This window comes from Nocardioides mangrovi (assembly GCF_020073815.1).
Classification (GTDB): Bacteria; Actinomycetota; Actinomycetes; order Propionibacteriales; family Nocardioidaceae; genus Nocardioides; species Nocardioides mangrovi.
In genome coordinates this window covers 89,827-106,599 of record NZ_JAIQZJ010000014.1, presented here as the reverse complement: position 1 = coordinate 106,599, position 16,773 = coordinate 89,827, and the positions used below count along the sequence as shown (strand labels likewise).

The following is a 16,773-nucleotide window of genomic DNA, read 5'->3' as shown; positions in this document are numbered from 1 at the left end:
ACTTATCGCCGCGGTGGCACTGGTCCTGCTGGCGGGCGGCTGCACGGACGTCGATGACGCCCCGGCGCGGACGACGAGCAAGCGGACCGGGTGCGGCCCGCTGCGGCCCACGACGGTGGCCGGGCGGGCGCCGGCGTACATCGAGGGCGGCCTCGACCGGTTCGCCAACGACCATGCGGCGTGCGCCGGGGTGTGGCTGCGCGCGGCGGGGGCGGGCTTCGTGCCGCAGGGCGTGGCCGTGCGCGGGCGCACGGCGTGGGTGAGCGGGTTCGACGGCGACGCCCCCGACGGCCATCTGTGGTGCACGGTGATCCGGCTGGACCTCCGGACCGGGCACGAGCTGGACCGGACCGTGCTGCGCGGCGTCACGGTCGACGGCGAGGTGGTGAGCTGCCGGCACGCGGGTGGCGTCACGATCGAGTCGCACGGCCTGTGGCTGGCCGAGGCCGGCAAGCTGTGGCTGCTGGACCCCGACACCCTCACCGTGGAGCGCCGGTGGGTGCTCGCGGACGGCATCCGGGGCTCGTTCGCGGTCGTCGACGACCGGGGCCGGCTCGGCATCGGCGCCTTCCGTACGGCGCGCCGGGGCTGGCTGGACTGGCTGGACCCGAAGGCGCTGCTGGCCGGCTCGTCGGCCGTCATCGGCCGGGGCGACGTCCGCGAGCACGTGGTGCTGCCACCGAACACGCAGGGCGCGTACTGGGGCCGTCTGGGCGAGGAGGAGCCGGGGCTCTGGCTCACCCGGTCGCACACCCGGTGCGGGATCCTGGTCGGGCCCTCCTGGCGCCGGGGGGTGGTGCCGGGCGCCGAAGGCATGGCGCCCGCCGGGAGGAACGGCATGTGGGTGGTCAGCGAGTCGGGGAGCCGGCGCTACCAGCGCGAGGGCGGGCGGCCCGTCGTACCGACCCTGGTGCGGCTGGACGTCTCGGACGTCCACAGCTGGGACCGACCCGCGTGCACGGTCTGAAATGACGCCGACCCGGCAGAGAGTCTCTGCCGGGCCGACGGGTGTCTGCGGTGCTGAGCGATCAGCGGGTCTCGCGGTGCAGCGTGTGCTTGCGGTCGCGGGGGCAGAACTTCATCATCTCGAGCCGGTCGGGGTCGTTCCGACGGTTCTTCTTGGTGATGTAGTTGCGCTCCTTGCACTCCACGCAGGCGAGAGTGATCTTCGGGCGAACGTCGCTGCTCTTGCTGGCCACGGGAAGTCCTTCGGTCGGTACTGGGTGTCGCTCGGTCGGTCTGGTAGCGGGAGCGGGACTCGAACCCGCGACACCACGATTATGAGTCGTGTGCTCTAACCGCCTGAGCTACCCCGCCACAAGGGCTCGGCGTCGCGATCAGGCCAGTCAAATCTAGCAACTGGCCCGGATCGCGCCTACGCCTCTCCCAGAGCCCCTTTACGGAATCGAACCGTAGACCTTCTCCTTACCATGGAGACGCTCTGCCGACTGAGCTAAAGGGGCAACGACGGAGAACACTACACACGGGTCACGGGGATCGCGAAATCGGGATCCGCACCCCTCTTCCGGGCCCCTGATCAGGCCGTGATCCGGGGCCACGGAGACGCCTCCTCGAGCTCGTAGGAGAGCTCCAGGAGGGTCGCCTCACGGCCGGCTCCGGCCGACAGCATCATCCCCTGCGGCAGCCCCGCAGCGGTCGTCGCGAGGGGCAGCGAGACCGCCGGATCGCCGGTCGCGTTCTGCCACGGCGTGAAAGCCACCCAGGCCAGGATCCGCTCCATCACGGTCTCGAAGTCCTGGGTCGGGTCGAGGTGCCCGACCAGCGGCGTGGGCAGGGCCAACGTCGGCGCCAGGACGACGTCGTACGTGCGGTGGAACTCGGCGGAGGCGCGGGGCAGGGCGCGCAGCCGGCGCATCGCGCCCGGGAGGCGCCGCAGGTTGCTGCGGCAGTGGCGGTCGAGGCCGAGGGTCAGCTGGTCGAGGCGACCGCGGTCCCAGGTCGGGCCGGCGAGCCGGCGGCCGCCGCGCACGATCGTCGCGGCGAGCATCGCCCAGTAGAGGAGGAAGTCGTCGGGCACGGACGCCGGCGCCGGGTGCGGGACGACGTCGACGCGGTGGCCGAGCTCCTCGAGCAGGCGTGCGGTCTTGAGGGTGAGATCGACCACCTCGGGGTCGGCGCCGCGGCCGATGCCCTCGGTGTGGACGGCGACCCGCAGGCGGGTGCGCGAGGGCCGCGTGACGTCCCCGATCGGCGGGAGCCGCAGCGCCCGGTAGACGCGCTCGGACTCGCGCAGGAAGGCTGCGGTGTCGCGCACCGAGCGGGTCAGCACGCCGTCGGAGACGATCCGGATCGGCATCTGCCGGTTGAGCTTGTCCTGGGCGAGCCGGTCGCGGGTCGGCTTGAGGCCGACGAGCCCGTTGACGGCCGCGGGGATGCGGATCGAGCCGCCGCCGTCGTTGCCGTGGGCGAGCGGGACCGCGCCGGCGGCGACGAGCGCCGCCGTACCGGCCGAGGAGGCGCCGGCGGTGCGCGCCGGGTCCCACGGCGACCGGACCGGGCCGAGCCGCGGGTGCTCGGCCGACGGGCTGAAGCCGAACTCCGAGAGCTGGGTCTTGCCGAGCGGCACCAGGCCGGTGGCGAGGAACATCCGGGCGACGTCGCCGTCGCGCTCCAGCGAGTGGCCGCGGTAGGCGTCGCAGCCCTGCTGGGTGGGCATCCCGGCGACGTCGACGTTGTCCTTGAGGAAGGTCGGGACGCCGGCGAAGTAGCCGCCGCGCGGGTCCCGGGCCTCGACCCGGGCGCGGTCGTAGGCGACGTACGCGACCGCGCCGAGCTCGTCGCGCACCTGCTCGGTACGGGCGATGGCCGCCTCGATCACCTCGGGGATCGCGACCCGGCCCTCCTGGATCTCCTCGACCAGCCCGACCGCGTCGAGGTCGCCGAGGGCGTCGTCGCCGTAGGCGTGGACGCGCATCAGAACGCCTCGGGCCCGAAGCGGTAGCCGGCGAGGACGGCGCACATCGCGATCAGTGCGAGGGTGCGCAGGGCGTCCGGGAGGAGCTCGCGGCGGCGCACGTGCACGACCAGCGCGCCGACCATGAGCAGCCCGAGGGCGACGGCGGTCACCGGCACGACGATGCCGAGGCCCACGGACGGGGGCAGGACGACCCCGACCGCCCCGAGGACCTCCGCCCAGCCGAGCCAGCGCAAGGTCGACTCGGGGTAGTCCTCGGCCCAGGCCAGGCCCTGCTCGACGATCTCGTCCCGGGTGCGGGTGAGCTTGAGGATGCCGGTGCCCAGGAAGATCAGGGCGAGGAAGCCGGCGAGGATCCAGAGCCAGACGTTCGCGTCCACGCCCGAAGACTAGTCAGGGCGCCGCTCCGGACCCGGGCTCAGGACTGGGCTCAGGATTGGGCGGCCGCCAGGCGGGCGTCGACGGCCACGGGCGCGAGCACGTGGTCGAGGGCGAGGGCGGCGCAGCCGACCACGCCGGCACGGTCCCCGTGGGTGGCGGGCAGGAACTGGAGGTCGCGGGTCGCCAGCGGCGCGGCCCGGGCGTAGACGCTCTCGCGGACGCCGGCGACGTGGAAGTCGAAGGCGGCGGCCATGTCTCCGCCGATGACGACGGCGGCGGGGTTGAGCAGGTTGATCGCGACGGCGAGCACCTCGCCCAGCTCGCGACCGCTGTCGCGCAGCAGCCCCCGGGCGGTCGGGTCGCCCTGCAGCGCGAGCGCGACGAGGTCGCGGACGTGGCTGACCTCGTGGCCGGCCTCGCGCGCCTTGGCGACCAGCGCCCAGCCGCCCGCGAGCGTCTCCAGGCAGCCGGTCGCACCGCACCGGCAGGCGAGCCCGGCGGCCGCCTCGACCTTGGTGTGGCCGATCTCGCCGGCGGCGCCGAGGTGGCCGCTGAGCACACGGCCCTCGGCGATGATGCCGAGGCCGAGGCCGGTGGAGGCCTTGACGACGAGGACGTCGTCGAGGGTGCCCGCGCCGCCGAGCTGCTCGGACCGGGCGAGCACGTCCGCGTCGTTGCCCACGAAGAGCGGCGCCTTGGCGGCGCCCTCGAGGTAGGACGCGAGCTCGACGCCGTCCCAGCCGGACATCACCGGCGAGCCGATCGACAGGCCGCGGACCAGGTCGAGGGTGCCGGGAAGGCTGAGTCCGATGCCGAGCACCGGCGGATCGCCCAGCCCCGGCAGCACGCTGCCGAGGAGGACGGAGAGCCGGTCGGCGATCTGCGGCATCAGCTCGTCGGGCCCGACGCCGACCTCGTGGTCGCGCGAGTCGGCGGCGAGCTCGCCGCCGTCGAGGTCGCAGACGGCCAGCTGGCTGCGCGAGCGACCGATCGCGATGGCCAGCACCACGCCGGCCTCGTGGTTGAAGACGAGCGCGCCCGGGGGCCGGCCTCCGGTGGAGGCGAGCTCCTCGCCGAGGAGCAGCAGGCCCGAGGACGTCAGCGAGCTGACCCGGGTGGTGATCGCGGTGCGGGACAGCCCGGTGAGGGCGCGCAGCTGGGAGCGGGTGCTCGCCCGACCGGCGCGGACCAGCTCGAGCAGCTCGCCCGCGGTCGCCGGGGCGGCGCTCTCGCGCGGCTCGGGCCGCACGCCGGCCCGGCGCGTCGAGGTCTCGGTCACGGCGGAGAGCATAAACCCGTCTACTTTGATCCTGAAAAAACCTTAGTTGTGCTTGCGATGAGCCGAAGAGGTTTCTACCGTGGACGACATGGATCCGAACCCCGGCACACACGCGCTCCCCGACCGGTGCGACTTCACCGTCTTCGGGGGCACGGGCGACCTCGCTCTGCGCAAGCTGCTGCCGGCCCTCTACCACCGTGACCTCGAGGGTCAGCTGCCCGCCGACCACCGCATCCTCGGCGTCTCGATGTCCGACCTCGACGACGCCGGCTGGAGGTCCGCGGTCCGCGCCGCGCTCGTCGAGCACGTCGACCCGACCGACCTCTACGACGGGGCCGTCGACCGCTTCCTCGCCCGCCTCTTCCACCTCCGGCTGGACGCGAACGAGCCCGGCGACTGGGACCGCTTCCACAGCCTGCTCAAGGACCGACCGCACCCGGAGGAGGCGGTCCGCGTCTTCTACCTCGCCGTCGCACCGGCGCTCTTCGGCGCCTTCTGCCGCCGCCTCGACGAGATCGGCGTCGTCGACGACCGCGCCCGCGTCGTGCTGGAGAAGCCGATCGGCCACGACCTCGAGTCCGCCCGCGAGGTCAACGACGCGGTCGGCCAGGTCTTCGCGGAGCACCAGATCTTCCGGATCGACCACTACCTGGGCAAGGAGAGCGTCCAGAACCTCCTGGTCACGCGCTTCGCCAACACCTTCCTCGAGCCGCTCTGGAACTCCCACTGGGTCGACCACGTGCAGATCACCGTGGCCGAGACCGTCGGCGTCGGCGGGCGCGGCGCCTACTACGACCACGCCGGCGCGTTGCGCGACATGGTGCAGAACCACCTGCTGCAGCTGCTCTGCCTGGTCGCGATGGAGCCCCCGACGTACGTCGGCCGCGAGACCGTGCGCGACGAGAAGGTGAAGGTCCTCCAGGCGCTGCGGCCGATGTCGCCGGCCGACGTCGACACCGACACCGTCCGCGGTCGCTACGAGGCCGGGCTCGTCGACGGCGAGCCGGTGCCGTCGTACGCCGACGACCTGGGCCACGCGGGGTCGCGCACCGAGACCTTCGTGGCCCTCAAGACCGAGGTGCAGAACTGGCGTTGGGCCGGGGTGCCGTTCTACCTGCGCACCGGCAAGAGGATGGACCGACGGGTCTCCGAGATCGTGGTGGTCTTCAAGGAGCCGCCGCACTCGATGTTCCCCGGGGCCGAGGGCGTCACCGCGCCGAACCGGCTGCACATCCTGGTCCAGCCCGACGAGGGCATGCGCCTGCACCTCACCGCCAAGGAGCCCGGGCCCGGGGGCTACCGCCTCCGGCCGGTCTCCTTGGACCTCAGCTACGCCACCGCGTTCGACGCCCGGCTGCCCGACGCCTACGAGCGGCTGCTCATGGACGTCATGAAGGGCAATCCGACCCTCTTCATGCGCCGCGACGAGGTCGAGGCCGCCTGGACCTGGACCGAGCCGATCCTGCGGCGCTGGGCCTCGAGCTCCGAGCGTCCGAAGCGCTACCCCGCCGGCACCACCGGACCGACCGCCGCCGCCACGCTCCTCGAGCGGGACGGCCGTACCTGGCAGGAGACCGACCAGTGACCAGCAGCCGGATCCACCGCGTCGTCGCCGACGTCACCGCCCGCATCGCCGAGCGCAGCGCCGACTCCCGCGCCGAGTACCTCCGCCGGATCCACGCCGCCGCCGAGACGGGTCCCGCCCGCGGCCGGCTCGCCTGCGCCAACCTGGCCCACGGCTTCGCGGCCGCCGAGCCCGAGGGCAAGCGCGCGCTGATCGGCACCGTGAAGCCGAACGTCGCGATCGTGTCGTCGTACAACGACATGCTCTCGGCGCACCAGCCCTACCGCGACTACCCGGAGACCCTGAAGAAGGCGGTCATCCGGGCGGGCGGCATCGCGCAGTTCGCCGGCGGCGTGCCCGCGATGTGCGACGGGATCACCCAGGGCCGCGACGGCATGCAGCTCTCGCTCTACAGCCGCGACGTGATCGCGATGTCGGCAGCGATCGCGCTGTCGCACGACATGTTCGACGGCGTTCTGATGCTCGGCGTCTGCGACAAGATCACGCCGGGCCTGCTCATCGGCGCCCTGTCCTTCGGTCACCTGCCGACGGTCTTCGTCCCGGCCGGTCCGATGACCTCGGGGCTGCCGAACTCCGAGAAGGCCAAGGTCCGCCAGCTGTACGCCGAGGGCAAGGTCGGCCGCGAGGAGCTGCTCGAGGCCGAGGCGGCGTCGTACCACTCAGCCGGCACCTGCACCTTCTACGGAACCGCCAACTCCAACCAGCTGCTGATGGAGGTGCTCGGCCTGCACCTGCCGGGCTCCTCGTTCGTCAACCCGGGCACCCCGCTGCGCGAGGCCCTGACGAAGGCAGCCGGTCGCCGCGTCACCGAGCTCACCCGGCAGGGCGGCGAACCGACTCCAATCGGCGAGATCGTCGACGAGAAGGCGATCGTCAACGCCTGCGTGGCGCTGCTCGCCAGCGGCGGGTCGACCAACCACACCATGCACCTCGTCGCGATCGCGCGGGCCGCCGGGATCACGCTGACCTGGGACGACCTGTCCGACCTGTCGGCCGTGGTGCCGCTGGTCAGCCGGATGTACCCCAACGGCGAGGCGGACGTGAACCACTTCCACGCCGCCGGCGGCATCGCCTTCCTCGTGCACACGCTGCTGCGCGCGGGCCTGCTCCACGACGACGTGCAGACCGTCGTCGGGCACGGACTGTGGCGCTACACGCAGGAGCCGGTGCTGCGCGGCGACGACCTCACGTGGGAGGAGGGACCCAAGGCCTCCCTCGACCACGACGTGCTGCGGCCGGCCGAGGACCCCTTCACTCCCGACGGCGGCCTGCAGCTGCTCACCGGCCCGCTGGGCCGCGCGGTCATCAAGACCTCGGCGGTGAAGCCGGAGCACCGCTTCGTCTCGGCGCCGGCGCTGGTCTTCGACGACCAGCACGACTTCCTCGAGGCCTTCGCGGCCGGCTCGCTCGACGGCCGCGACTTCGTCGCCGTGATCCGCTACCAGGGCCCGGCCGCCAACGGCATGCCCGAGCTGCACAAGCTGACCCCGGCCCTCGGCGTCCTGCAGGACCGCGGGCAGCGGGTCGCGATCGTCACCGACGGGCGGATGTCCGGCGCGTCGGGCAAGGTCCCGGCCGCCATCCACGTCACCCCGGAGGCCGCGCTCGGCGGGCCGCTGTCGCGGGTGCAGGACGGCGACCTCGTCACCGTCGACGCCACCACCGGGCTGCTCGACCTGCAGGTCGACCACGACGAGCTCCAGGCGCGGCCGATCACCGGCCGGGCGCCCCAGGGCGGCGAGTGGGCCGGCACCGGCCGCGAGCTCTTCGCGGCGTTCCGAGCCACCGTCGGGTCGGCCGACACCGGCGCCAGCGTCTTCCCGGGCATCACCGCCCCGGGCCAGGAGGTGCGAGTTGTCCAGCCTGCTTGATGCGGTTCCCGTGATGCCGGTCGTCGTCATCGACGACGTCGACCACGCTGTGCCGGTCGCCCGGGCGCTGGTCACCGGCGGCCTGCCGGCGATCGAGCTGACCCTGCGCACCCCGGTCGCGCTCGAGGCGATCCGGGCGATCTCGGCCGAGGTCCCGGAGATCCTGGTCGGTGCCGGCACCATCGTGGCGCCGGGCCAGGCCAAGCTCGCGGCGGACGCCGGCGCGCAGTTCCTGGTCTCTCCCGGCACGACGGTCCAGCTCCTGCACGCGATGCAGGAGACCGGGTTGCCCTTCCTGCCCGGCACCGCGACCGTCTCCGAGGTGCTCGCGGCGCTCGAGGCCGGCTGCACCGAGCTGAAGTTCTTCCCGGCCGAGGCGTCCGGCGGCACGGCCTACCTGAAGTCGCTGGCCTCGCCGGTCCCGACCGCCCGCTTCTGCCCGACGGGCGGCATCACGCCGGCCTCCGCGCCGTCGTACCTCGCCCTCCCGAACGTGGGCTGCGTCGGCGGCTCCTGGCTCACCCCGGCCGACGCGCTCGCCGCCGGCGACTGGGGCCGGGTCACCGCCCTTGCGGCGGAGGCGGCTGCGCTGCGCTGAGGGGCGCTCTAGTCTCAGCGCCGTGACCGCGCCGCGCGAGTACGACGTCGAGCTTCCTTCTCACTCCGCACACGTCCTGGAGTGGGGGCCCGAGGACGGTCGGCTGCTGGTCGCCCTGCACGGCTTCCCGGACACGGCGTGGACGTGGCGGCGGGTCGCGCCGCTGCTGGCCGAGGACGGGTGGCGGGTGGCCGCGCCCTTCCTGCGCGGCTACGCGCCGTCGGGGCTCCCGGCGGACGGCGACTACTCGGTGCGGGCACTCGTCGGTGACGCGATCGCCCTGCACGGCGCGCTCGGGGGCGATGCGGAGACGCCGCTGGTGGGGCACGACTGGGGCGCGATCACGACCAACGCGGTCGCCGCGGACCCGGCGTCGCCGTACGCGAAGCACGTCTCGCTCGCGGTGCCGCCCTTCTCGGCGATGAACCCGACCCGCGCGACGCTCCGCCCGTGGGCGAAGGCGATGGTGCGGCAGCCGCTGCACTCCTGGTACATCGCCCTCAACCAGGTGCCGGGGCTCTCGGAACGGCGCTTCGAGTGGCTGACCACGCGGCTGTGGAGGCTCTGGTCGCCGGGGTACGACGCCACCGAGGAGCTCGCGCACCTGCGCGCCGCCGTGCCGGACCGCGCGCGGGCGACGGCGGTCGTGTCGTACTACCGGGCGCTCCTCGGCCGCGGCGTGACCCCGGCGACCCTGGAGCCCGTCCACCCGCTGCTGGTGCTGCACGGCGCCGGCGACCGGTGCATGGAGCCCGGGCTCGCCCGCCTGGCCGGTGCGACGCTGGTGCCGGGCGCCGGCCACTTCCTCCAGCTCGAGCAGCCCGAGGCGGTGGCGGCCGAGATCAGGCGCTACCTCGCCTGAAGCAGCCGAGCAGGTGGGGGTCGAAGATCCCGATCGCCTCCATCAGCGCGTACATGGTGGTCGGCCCGACGAACGCGAAGCCGCGCCTCTTCAGCTCCTTCGACAGCGCCTTGGACTCCGCCGACGTCGTGGCCATCTCGGCGGTGTCGTGCCACGCCGGCGGGTCCTCGGGGGCGAAGGAGAGCACGAACGCCTCCAGGCCCTCGACGTCCCGCAGCGCGACGGTCGCGCGGGCGTTGGTGACCGCGGCCTCGATCTTCATCCGGTTGCGGACGATGCGCGGCTCCTGCATCAGCCGCTCGACGTCGGCCTCGTCGAAGGCCGCGATCGCGTCGGCGTCGAAGCCGTGGAAGACCTCACGGAAGGCCTCGCGCTTGTTGAGGATCGTCGACCAGGACAGGCCGGACTGGAAGGCCTCGAGGGTGAGGCGCTCGAGGTAGGCCGACTCACCGCTGACCCGTCGGCCCCACTCCCGGTCGTGGTAGTCGCGCATCACGCCAGGGCCGCCGCCCCAGGGGCAGCGGCTGATCCCGTCCTCACCGGTCAGTGGTCCCATGGCGCCATCCTGACGGAGTCCGCCGACAGTGCCGCGTGGGCGCCGATCCGGTGACGGGCGTCACGGTGCCGGGCTAGCCTCGGCGGTGTGCCGCACCAGGACCTCGCCCGGCACCTCGACCGGGCACACGACGCGTTCCTGAGCACGGGCGCGACCGACCCCGCACTGCGGCCGGTCGTCGTCGACTCCTGGCGGCGCAGCATGGCCGCGGGGGTCGACCCCGAGACGTGGCTCGCGCCGCTGCGTCTCGACGACGCGGCCCTCGCCGAGGTGCGGGCCGCGCACCCGCTGACCGCGGTGATGCCCGTCATCCGGCGACTGCTGGTCGACAGCGCGGCGGAGGCCGGTCTGCTGGTCGCGGTGAGCGACGCCGTGGGGCAGCTGCTCTACGTCGAGGGCTCCCACTCCCTGCGTGGCCGGGCCGAGGCGATGAACTTCGTCCCCGGGGCCGACTGGAGCGAGGACGCCGCCGGCACCAACGCCCCCGGCACCGCGCTCGCCCTGGGCGTGCCGGTCCAGATCAGCGGCGCCGAGCACCTGGCCCGCCAGGTGACCCCGTGGAGCTGCTCGGCGCACCCGATCCGGGACCCCGACACCGGCAGCATGCTCGGCGTCCTCGACGTCACGGGTGGCGCCGACGTCGTCGAGGCACGCGCCGTCGCCCTGGTCCGGGCGACCGCGGCGGCCGCCGAGGCCGAGCTGCGGATCGCCCGGCTGTCGGCGCAGGCCCCGCCCGCGACCACCTGGAGCGTCGGCTGGACGGCTCCGCGGCTCGAGGTGCTGGGCAAGCCCGGCGCGGTGCTGAGCCACGGCGGCGCGACCAGCCGGCTGTCGCTGCGGCACAGCGAGATCGTGCTCGCGATCGCGGCGAGCCGCGAGGGACTGTCGACCGGCGAGCTCAGCGTCGCGCTGAGCGACGACGAGCAGGCCGCGGTCACGGTCCGCGCCGAGATCTCGCGGCTGCGCCAGCTGCTCGGGCCGGTCGAGCTCGCCTCGCGGCCCTACCGCTTCACGACGGCGCTGCGCACGGACGCCGACGACGTGCGCACGGCCGTGCGGGCCGGGCGCCTCCGCACCGCGGTCGCGGCGTACGCCGGGCCGGTGCTGCCGACCTCGGCGGCGCCCCTCATCAGCCAGCTGCGCGACGACCTGCACCTCGAGGTCCGGGCGGCACTGCTCGCCTCGTCGGACGCCGACGCCCTGCTCGGCTTCGCCGACACCCCGCACGGCCGGGACGACTACGAGCTGTGGGCGCACGCGCTCGCCGTGCTGCCGCCGTCCTCGCCGCGGCGCCCGCAGGTGACCGCCCACGTCGCGCGCCTCGACCGCGAGCTCGGCTGACGGCTCGGGCGTCGCTGCAACGTCCTCGCAACGCTCCCGTGACTAGCGTCACAGACCAGTCACGAGAGCCATCCCGAGGAGCACCACATGCCCGTCTTCGCACAGCCCGGGACCGACGGCAGCGTCGTCACCTACAAGTCCCGCTACGACAACTGGATCGGTGGCGAGTACGTCGCGCCGGTCAAGGGCCAGTACTTCGAGAACATCTCGCCGGTCAACGGCAAGGTCTTCTGCGAGGTCGCGCGCGGCACCGCGGAGGACATCGAGCTCGCGCTCGACGCCGCCCACGCCGCCGCGCCCGCGTGGGGGAAGACCTCGGTCGCTGAGCGCGCCGTCATCCTCAACAAGATCGCGGACCGGATCGAGGCCAACCTGGAGATGCTCGCCGTCGGCGAGACCTGGGACAACGGAAAGCCCGTGCGCGAGACCCTAGCGGCCGACCTCCCGCTCGCCGTCGACCACTTCCGCTACTTCGCCGGCGCGATCCGGGCCCAGGAGGGCCACCTCTCCCAGATCGACGACGACACCGTCGCCTACCACTTCCACGAGCCGCTCGGCGTGGTCGGCCAGATCATCCCGTGGAACTTCCCGCTCCTCATGGCGGTGTGGAAGCTCGCCCCGGCACTGGCCGCGGGCAACGCCGTCGTCATCAAGCCGGCCGAGCAGACCCCGGCCTCGATCATGCTGCTGATGGAGCTCATCGCCGACCTGGTGCCGGCGGGCGTGGTCAACGTGGTCAACGGCTTCGGCACCGAGGCGGGTGCCCCGCTCGCGTCGTCCAGCCGGATCCGGAAGATCGCCTTCACCGGCGAGACCACGACCGGCCGCCTGATCATGCAGATGGCCAGCCAGAACCTCATCCCGGTGACGCTGGAGCTCGGCGGCAAGAGCCCGAACATCTTCTTCGAGGACGTCGCCGCCAAGGACGACGCCTTCTACGACAAGGCCCTCGAGGGCTTCACGATGTTCGCCCTCAACCAGGGCGAGGTCTGCACCTGCCCCAGCCGGGCGCTGGTCCAGAACTCGATCCTCGAGCAGTTCCTGCCCGCCGCGACCGAGCGGACCAAGCTCGTCAAGCAGGGCAACCCGCTCGACACCGACACGATGATCGGCGCGCAGGCCAGCAACGACCAGCTCGAGAAGATCCTCAGCTACTTCGAGATCGGCGTGCAGGAGGGCGCCCGGATCATCACCGGCGGCGAGCGCGTCGACCTCGGCGGCGACCTCTCGGGCGGCTACTACGTCGCGCCGACGATCTTCCAGGGCCACAACAAGATGCGGATCTTCCAGGAGGAGATCTTCGGTCCGGTCGTCTCTGTCACCGGCTTCGACGACTACGCCGACGCGATGAGCATCGCCAACGACACGCTCTACGGACTCGGCGCCGGCGTGTGGTCGCGCGACACCAACACGGCGTACCGCGCGGGCCGCGACATCCAGGCCGGCCGGGTCTGGACGAACTGCTACCACGCCTACCCGGCGCACGCCGCCTTCGGCGGCTACAAGTCCTCGGGCATCGGCCGCGAGAACCACTCGATGATGCTCGACCACTACCAGCAGACGAAGAACCTCCTGGTCTCCTACTCGGAGAACGCCCAAGGGTTCTTCTGAGCCGATGGTCGACCGGGTCACGATCACCCCGCAGGCTGCGGAGCTCCTCCGCAGCCTGCGGGCGTCCCACGGCAAGCCGCTGATGTTCCACCAGTCGGGTGGGTGCTGCGACGGCTCGGCCCCGATGTGCTTCACGCAGGGCTTCTACCTCGTCGGCCCGACGGACGTGCACCTCGGCGACCTCGACATCGGCCCCGAGCCCGGCGTCGACGAGGCCGGTGTGGTGCCGGTGCACATCTCCCGCGAGCAGTTCGAGTACTGGTCGCACACCCACATCACCATCGACGTCGTGCCGGGCCGCGGCGCGGGCTTCTCGATCGAGGGCCCGACCGGCAACCGCTTCATCATCCGGTCGCGGATCTTCACCGACGCCGAGATGGAGGAGCTGGCTAACGCCGCTCCCTGAGCCGCGCGTTGGGCAGCGGCGGGGCCGGGATCGGCGGCCGCTCGTCGCCCACGGGGATCCCGAACCAGCCGTCGACGAGCCCCGCGTCGGTGATCTGCTGCTGCCACCGCTCCCGCCAGTCGACGACCTCCTCGTGGGTGCGGGCGACGATGTTCCACCACATCACGATGCTCTCGCCGAAGGGCGGGCCACCGAGCAGCAGCAGCCGTACGGGCTCGTCGTACGACGTGAGGGTGAGGGTCGAGGAGCCCGGCGGCACGAAGGCCAGGTCGCTCGACTTCGCGTCGGTGCTCCCGACCGAGAGGACGCCGCTGTCGACGAGGACGCCGAGCTCGTACGTCGGGTCCACCTCGAGCGTGAGGGTCGTGCCGGGATCGAGCAGCAGCTCGGCTCCGAGGAGCGGCGTGTAGGTCGTGACCGGTGAGGTGTCGCCGAGCAGCGAGCCGAGGAAGACCCGGGCCTCGTAACCGGCACCGGTCACCGGCTCGGGCGCGTGGTGGGCGAAGCCGGGGTCGGTGAAGCGCGCGTCGTCGGGCAGGGCGACCCACAGCTGCGCGCCGTGCAGGGTGGTCGTCTCCGGCGGCGAGACCTCGGAGTGGCTGATGCCGCGACCGGCGGTCATCAGGTTGACCTCGCCGGGCCGCACCATCGCGTGGTGGCCGGCGCTGTCGCGGTGCTCGACCTCGCCGGTGAAGAGCCAGCTCACGGTCTGGAGGCCGGTGTGCGGGTGCGGCGGCACCACCATGCCGCCGCTGTCGGCCACCAGGTCGGGGCCGTAGTGGTCGACGAAGCACCAGGCGCCGATCAGCGACCGGTGCCGCTGCGGGAGGGTGCGGCGGACACGCATCGCCCGCGGCCCGCCGAGCGGGACGTCACGGGGCGTCATGATCTCGACGCCGGAGGCCGGGGTGGCCTCGCAGTCGAGCTCGTCGGGCTTGTCCTCGAGGTTGCTCACGGGCTCATTGTGGATCAGCTCAGGTGCTCCGGCTCGGGGGTGCGCTTGTGGTCGGGGGTCGAGACCGCGCCGGCGTCGCTGGCCTCGGTCAGGCCGCGTCCGCCCTGCGGCGCCTCGAGCCGCACGACCACGGACTTGGAGGTCGGGCAGTTGCTGCCGACGGCCGTGGAGCCCAGCGGGACCAGGGGATTCGTCTCCGGGTAGTAGGCCGCCGCACACCCGCGCGGCTGGTCGTAGGGCACCACGCGGAAGAGCGGCGCCCGGCGCTCCGAGCCGTCCGACCACTCGCTGACCAGGTCGACCATCGAGCCGTCCTCGAGGCCGAGCGCGGCGATGTCGTCGGGGTGCACGAAGACGACGCGACGGCCGTCGTGGATGCCGCGGTAGCGGTCGTCGAGCCCGTAGATCGTGGTGTTGAACTGGTCGTGCGAGCGCAGCGTCTGGAGCAGCAGCCGGCCCTCGGGCACGTGCAGGACGTCGAGCGGGCTGACGGTGAAGACCGCCTTGCCGACCGGGGTCGTGAAGGTCCGCGAGTCGCGCGGCGGGTGCGGGAGGACGAAGCCGCCCGGCCGGCTCACCTTCTCGTCGTACGCCGCACAGCCGGGGACGACCCGGGCGATCCGGTGGCGGATCTCGGTGTAGTCGGATCGGAAGGAGTCCCACGGGATGGCGTGCCGGGCGCCGAGCGTCGCGATCGCCAGCGAGCAGACGATGTCGACCTCGGAGCGCAGGTGCGGCGAGGCCGGCTTGAGCGGTCCGTGCGAGGCGTGGACCGCCGACATGGAGTCCTCCACCGTGACGCGCTGGAGCCGGCCGCCGGTGAGGTCGCGCTCGCTGCGGCCCATCGCCGGGAGGATCAGCGCCTCGCGGCCGGTGACGACGTGCGAGCGGTTGAGCTTCGTCGAGACGTGGACGGTGAGGTCCGCGTTGCGGAAGGCCTGCTCGGTGACCTCGGTGTCGGGTGCGGCCGAGACGAAGTTGCCGCCGAGGCCGAGGAAGACCTTGGCCTTGCCGTCGCGCAGTGCCTCGATGGACTTGACGGTGTCGAAGCCGTGGTCGCGCGGCGGCTCGAAGCCGAACTCGTCGCGCAGCGCGTCGAGGAAGTGGTCGGGCACCCGCTCCCAGATCCCCATCGTCCGGTCGCCCTGCACGTTGGAGTGGCCACGCACCGGGCAGACGCCGGCGCCGGGCTTGCCGATGTTGCCCTGGAGCAGCACCAGGTTGACGATCTCCTTGACCGTCGCGACCGCGTTGCGGTGCTGGGTGATGCCCATCGCCCAGCAGACGACGGTGGCGTCGGAGTCGGCGAACATCCGGGCTGCCGCCTCGATCTCGGCCCGCTCGAGGCCGGTCGCCCGTCGTACGGCGTCCCAGTCGAGCCCGCGCGCGGCCACGGCCCACTCCTCGAACCCGTGGGTGTGCTCGGCGATGAAGTCGTGGTCGAGGGCGTCCCACTCGAGCAGCAGCGACCCGATCGCCTGGAAGAGCGCGAGATCGCCGTTGATCCGGACCGGCAGGTGCAGGTCGGAGAGGCCGGTGCCGCGGCCGACCACTCCGCGCACCTTCTGGGGGTTCTTGAAGCGGACCAGGCCGGCCTCGCGCAGCGGGTTGACCGAGATGATCCTGGCGCCGCGCTGCTTGGCGATCTCGAGGGCGCTGAGCATCCGCGGGTGGTTGGTGCCCGGGTTCTGGCCGGCGACGACGATCAGCTGGGCGTCGTGGATGTCCTCCAGGCTGACCGACCCCTTGCCGATGCCGATCGACTCGGTGAGGCCGGTGCCGCTGGACTCGTGGCACATGTTGGAGCAGTCGGGGAGGTTGTTGGTGCCGAAGGCGCGGGCGAAGAGCTGGTAGACGAACGCCGCCTCGTTGGAGACCTTGCCGGAGGTATAGAAGACGGCCTCGTCCGGCGAGGCCAGGCCGTTGAGGACGCCGCCCATCAGCTCGAACGCCTGGTCCCACGCGATCGGCTCGTAGTGGGTCGAGCCGGCCCGCAGCACCATCGGCTCGGTGATCCTGCCCTGCTGGCCGAGCCAGTAGTCGGTCTTGTCGCGCAGGTCCTCGATCGAGTGCTCGGCGAAGAAGGAGCGTTCGACCCGGCGCAGGGTCGCCTCCTCGGTGACCGCCTTGGCGCCGTTCTCGCAGAACTCCGCGGTGTGCCGATGGCTCGGGTCGGGGTCGGGCCAGGCGCAGCCCTGACAGTCGAAGCCGTCGGCCTGGTTGAGGCGCAGCAGCGTCTGCGCCGTACGCCGCACCCCCATCTGCTCGACCGCGAGCTTCATCGAGATGGCCACGGCCTTGGGCCCGGCCGCGGCCGTCGACGGCGACTCGACCTCCAGGCGTGTCTCGTCGATGTCGTGCCGAGGGGCTCTCCGACTCATGCACCCATCCTG

Annotated in this window: 15 protein-coding genes and 2 tRNA genes; 8 read left to right on the top strand and 9 right to left on the bottom strand. The window is 72.7% G+C overall.

Features of this window, described 5'->3' with window-relative positions:
• The first annotated feature begins 13 nt into the window (after positions 1-13).
• Positions 14-967 (top strand): hypothetical protein, encoded by a 954-nt coding sequence (locus K8U61_RS20260; RefSeq protein ID WP_224124874.1) that lies wholly within the window; start codon positions 14-16, stop codon positions 965-967.
• Positions 968-1,028: 61 nt separating this feature from the next.
• On the opposite strand, the gene rpmG is transcribed toward K8U61_RS20260, so the two are convergent.
• The 6 genes from rpmG to K8U61_RS20230 form a co-directional block, all read right to left on the bottom strand.
• Positions 1,029-1,199: a 50S ribosomal protein L33 gene (gene rpmG / locus K8U61_RS20255; RefSeq protein ID WP_224124873.1), complete on the bottom strand. Its 171-nt coding sequence runs from the start codon at positions 1,197-1,199 to the stop codon at positions 1,029-1,031.
• A 41-nt stretch (positions 1,200-1,240) separates the two neighbouring features.
• Positions 1,241-1,317, bottom strand: a tRNA-Met gene (locus K8U61_RS20250).
• Positions 1,318-1,390: 73 nt separating this feature from the next.
• A tRNA-Thr gene (locus K8U61_RS20245) sits at positions 1,391-1,463 on the bottom strand.
• A 74-nt stretch (positions 1,464-1,537) separates the two neighbouring features.
• Positions 1,538-2,935, bottom strand: a complete 1,398-nt coding sequence (locus tag K8U61_RS20240) for an amidase (RefSeq protein ID WP_224124872.1) — start codon at positions 2,933-2,935, stop codon at positions 1,538-1,540.
• Positions 2,935-3,315 (bottom strand): DoxX family protein, encoded by a 381-nt coding sequence (locus K8U61_RS20235; protein WP_224124871.1) that lies wholly within the window; start codon positions 3,313-3,315, stop codon positions 2,935-2,937. Before K8U61_RS20235 ends, K8U61_RS20240 begins: the two co-directional genes overlap by 1 nt.
• A gap of 50 nt (positions 3,316-3,365) precedes the next feature.
• Positions 3,366-4,595: an ROK family protein gene (locus K8U61_RS20230; RefSeq protein ID WP_224124870.1), complete on the bottom strand. Its 1,230-nt coding sequence runs from the start codon at positions 4,593-4,595 to the stop codon at positions 3,366-3,368.
• Between the two features lie 88 nt (positions 4,596-4,683).
• Between K8U61_RS20230 and zwf the strand changes: the two genes are divergently transcribed.
• The 4 genes from zwf to K8U61_RS20210 are packed head-to-tail and all read left to right on the top strand — an operon-like array spanning position 4,684 to position 9,511.
• Complete coding sequence (gene zwf / locus K8U61_RS20225) at positions 4,684-6,180, top strand: glucose-6-phosphate dehydrogenase (RefSeq protein WP_224124869.1); 1,497 nt, start codon at positions 4,684-4,686, stop codon at positions 6,178-6,180.
• Positions 6,177-8,051, top strand: a complete 1,875-nt coding sequence (gene edd / locus K8U61_RS20220; protein ID WP_224124868.1) for a phosphogluconate dehydratase — start codon at positions 6,177-6,179, stop codon at positions 8,049-8,051. Before zwf ends, edd begins: the two co-directional genes overlap by 4 nt.
• Before the next feature lie 13 nt (positions 8,052-8,064).
• Positions 8,065-8,649, top strand: a complete 585-nt coding sequence (eda, locus tag K8U61_RS20215; RefSeq protein WP_263427480.1) for a bifunctional 4-hydroxy-2-oxoglutarate aldolase/2-dehydro-3-deoxy-phosphogluconate aldolase — start codon at positions 8,065-8,067, stop codon at positions 8,647-8,649.
• Positions 8,650-8,671: 22 nt separating this feature from the next.
• Positions 8,672-9,511: an alpha/beta fold hydrolase gene (locus tag K8U61_RS20210; protein WP_224124866.1), complete on the top strand. Its 840-nt coding sequence runs from the start codon at positions 8,672-8,674 to the stop codon at positions 9,509-9,511.
• On the opposite strand, the gene K8U61_RS20205 is transcribed toward K8U61_RS20210, so the two are convergent.
• A complete protein-coding gene (locus K8U61_RS20205; RefSeq protein ID WP_224124865.1) occupies positions 9,492-10,067 on the bottom strand; it encodes a DNA-3-methyladenine glycosylase I in 576 nt (191 codons plus the stop codon). The two genes, K8U61_RS20210 and K8U61_RS20205, sit on opposite strands and share 20 nt — an antisense overlap.
• 87 nt (positions 10,068-10,154) lie before the next feature.
• Between K8U61_RS20205 and K8U61_RS20200 the strand changes: the two genes are divergently transcribed.
• From K8U61_RS20200 to K8U61_RS20190, 3 genes are all read left to right on the top strand, one after another.
• Positions 10,155-11,408: a GAF domain-containing protein gene (locus tag K8U61_RS20200; RefSeq protein ID WP_224124864.1), complete on the top strand. Its 1,254-nt coding sequence runs from the start codon at positions 10,155-10,157 to the stop codon at positions 11,406-11,408.
• 87 nt (positions 11,409-11,495) lie between these two features.
• Complete coding sequence (exaC, locus tag K8U61_RS20195; protein ID WP_224124863.1) at positions 11,496-13,019, top strand: acetaldehyde dehydrogenase ExaC; 1,524 nt, start codon at positions 11,496-11,498, stop codon at positions 13,017-13,019.
• Positions 13,020-13,023: 4 nt separating this feature from the next.
• Complete coding sequence (locus K8U61_RS20190; RefSeq protein WP_224124862.1) at positions 13,024-13,425, top strand: DUF779 domain-containing protein; 402 nt, start codon at positions 13,024-13,026, stop codon at positions 13,423-13,425.
• On the opposite strand, the gene K8U61_RS20185 is transcribed toward K8U61_RS20190, so the two are convergent.
• Together K8U61_RS20185 and K8U61_RS20180 are read right to left on the bottom strand one after the other, a co-directional pair.
• Positions 13,409-14,380: a pirin family protein gene (locus K8U61_RS20185; protein WP_224124861.1), complete on the bottom strand. Its 972-nt coding sequence runs from the start codon at positions 14,378-14,380 to the stop codon at positions 13,409-13,411. The two genes, K8U61_RS20190 and K8U61_RS20185, sit on opposite strands and share 17 nt — an antisense overlap.
• A gap of 14 nt (positions 14,381-14,394) precedes the next feature.
• Entirely contained in the window at positions 14,395-16,761 is a 2,367-nt protein-coding gene (locus K8U61_RS20180) for an FdhF/YdeP family oxidoreductase (RefSeq protein WP_224124860.1), read from the bottom strand.
• Positions 16,762-16,773 lie beyond the last annotated feature (12 nt).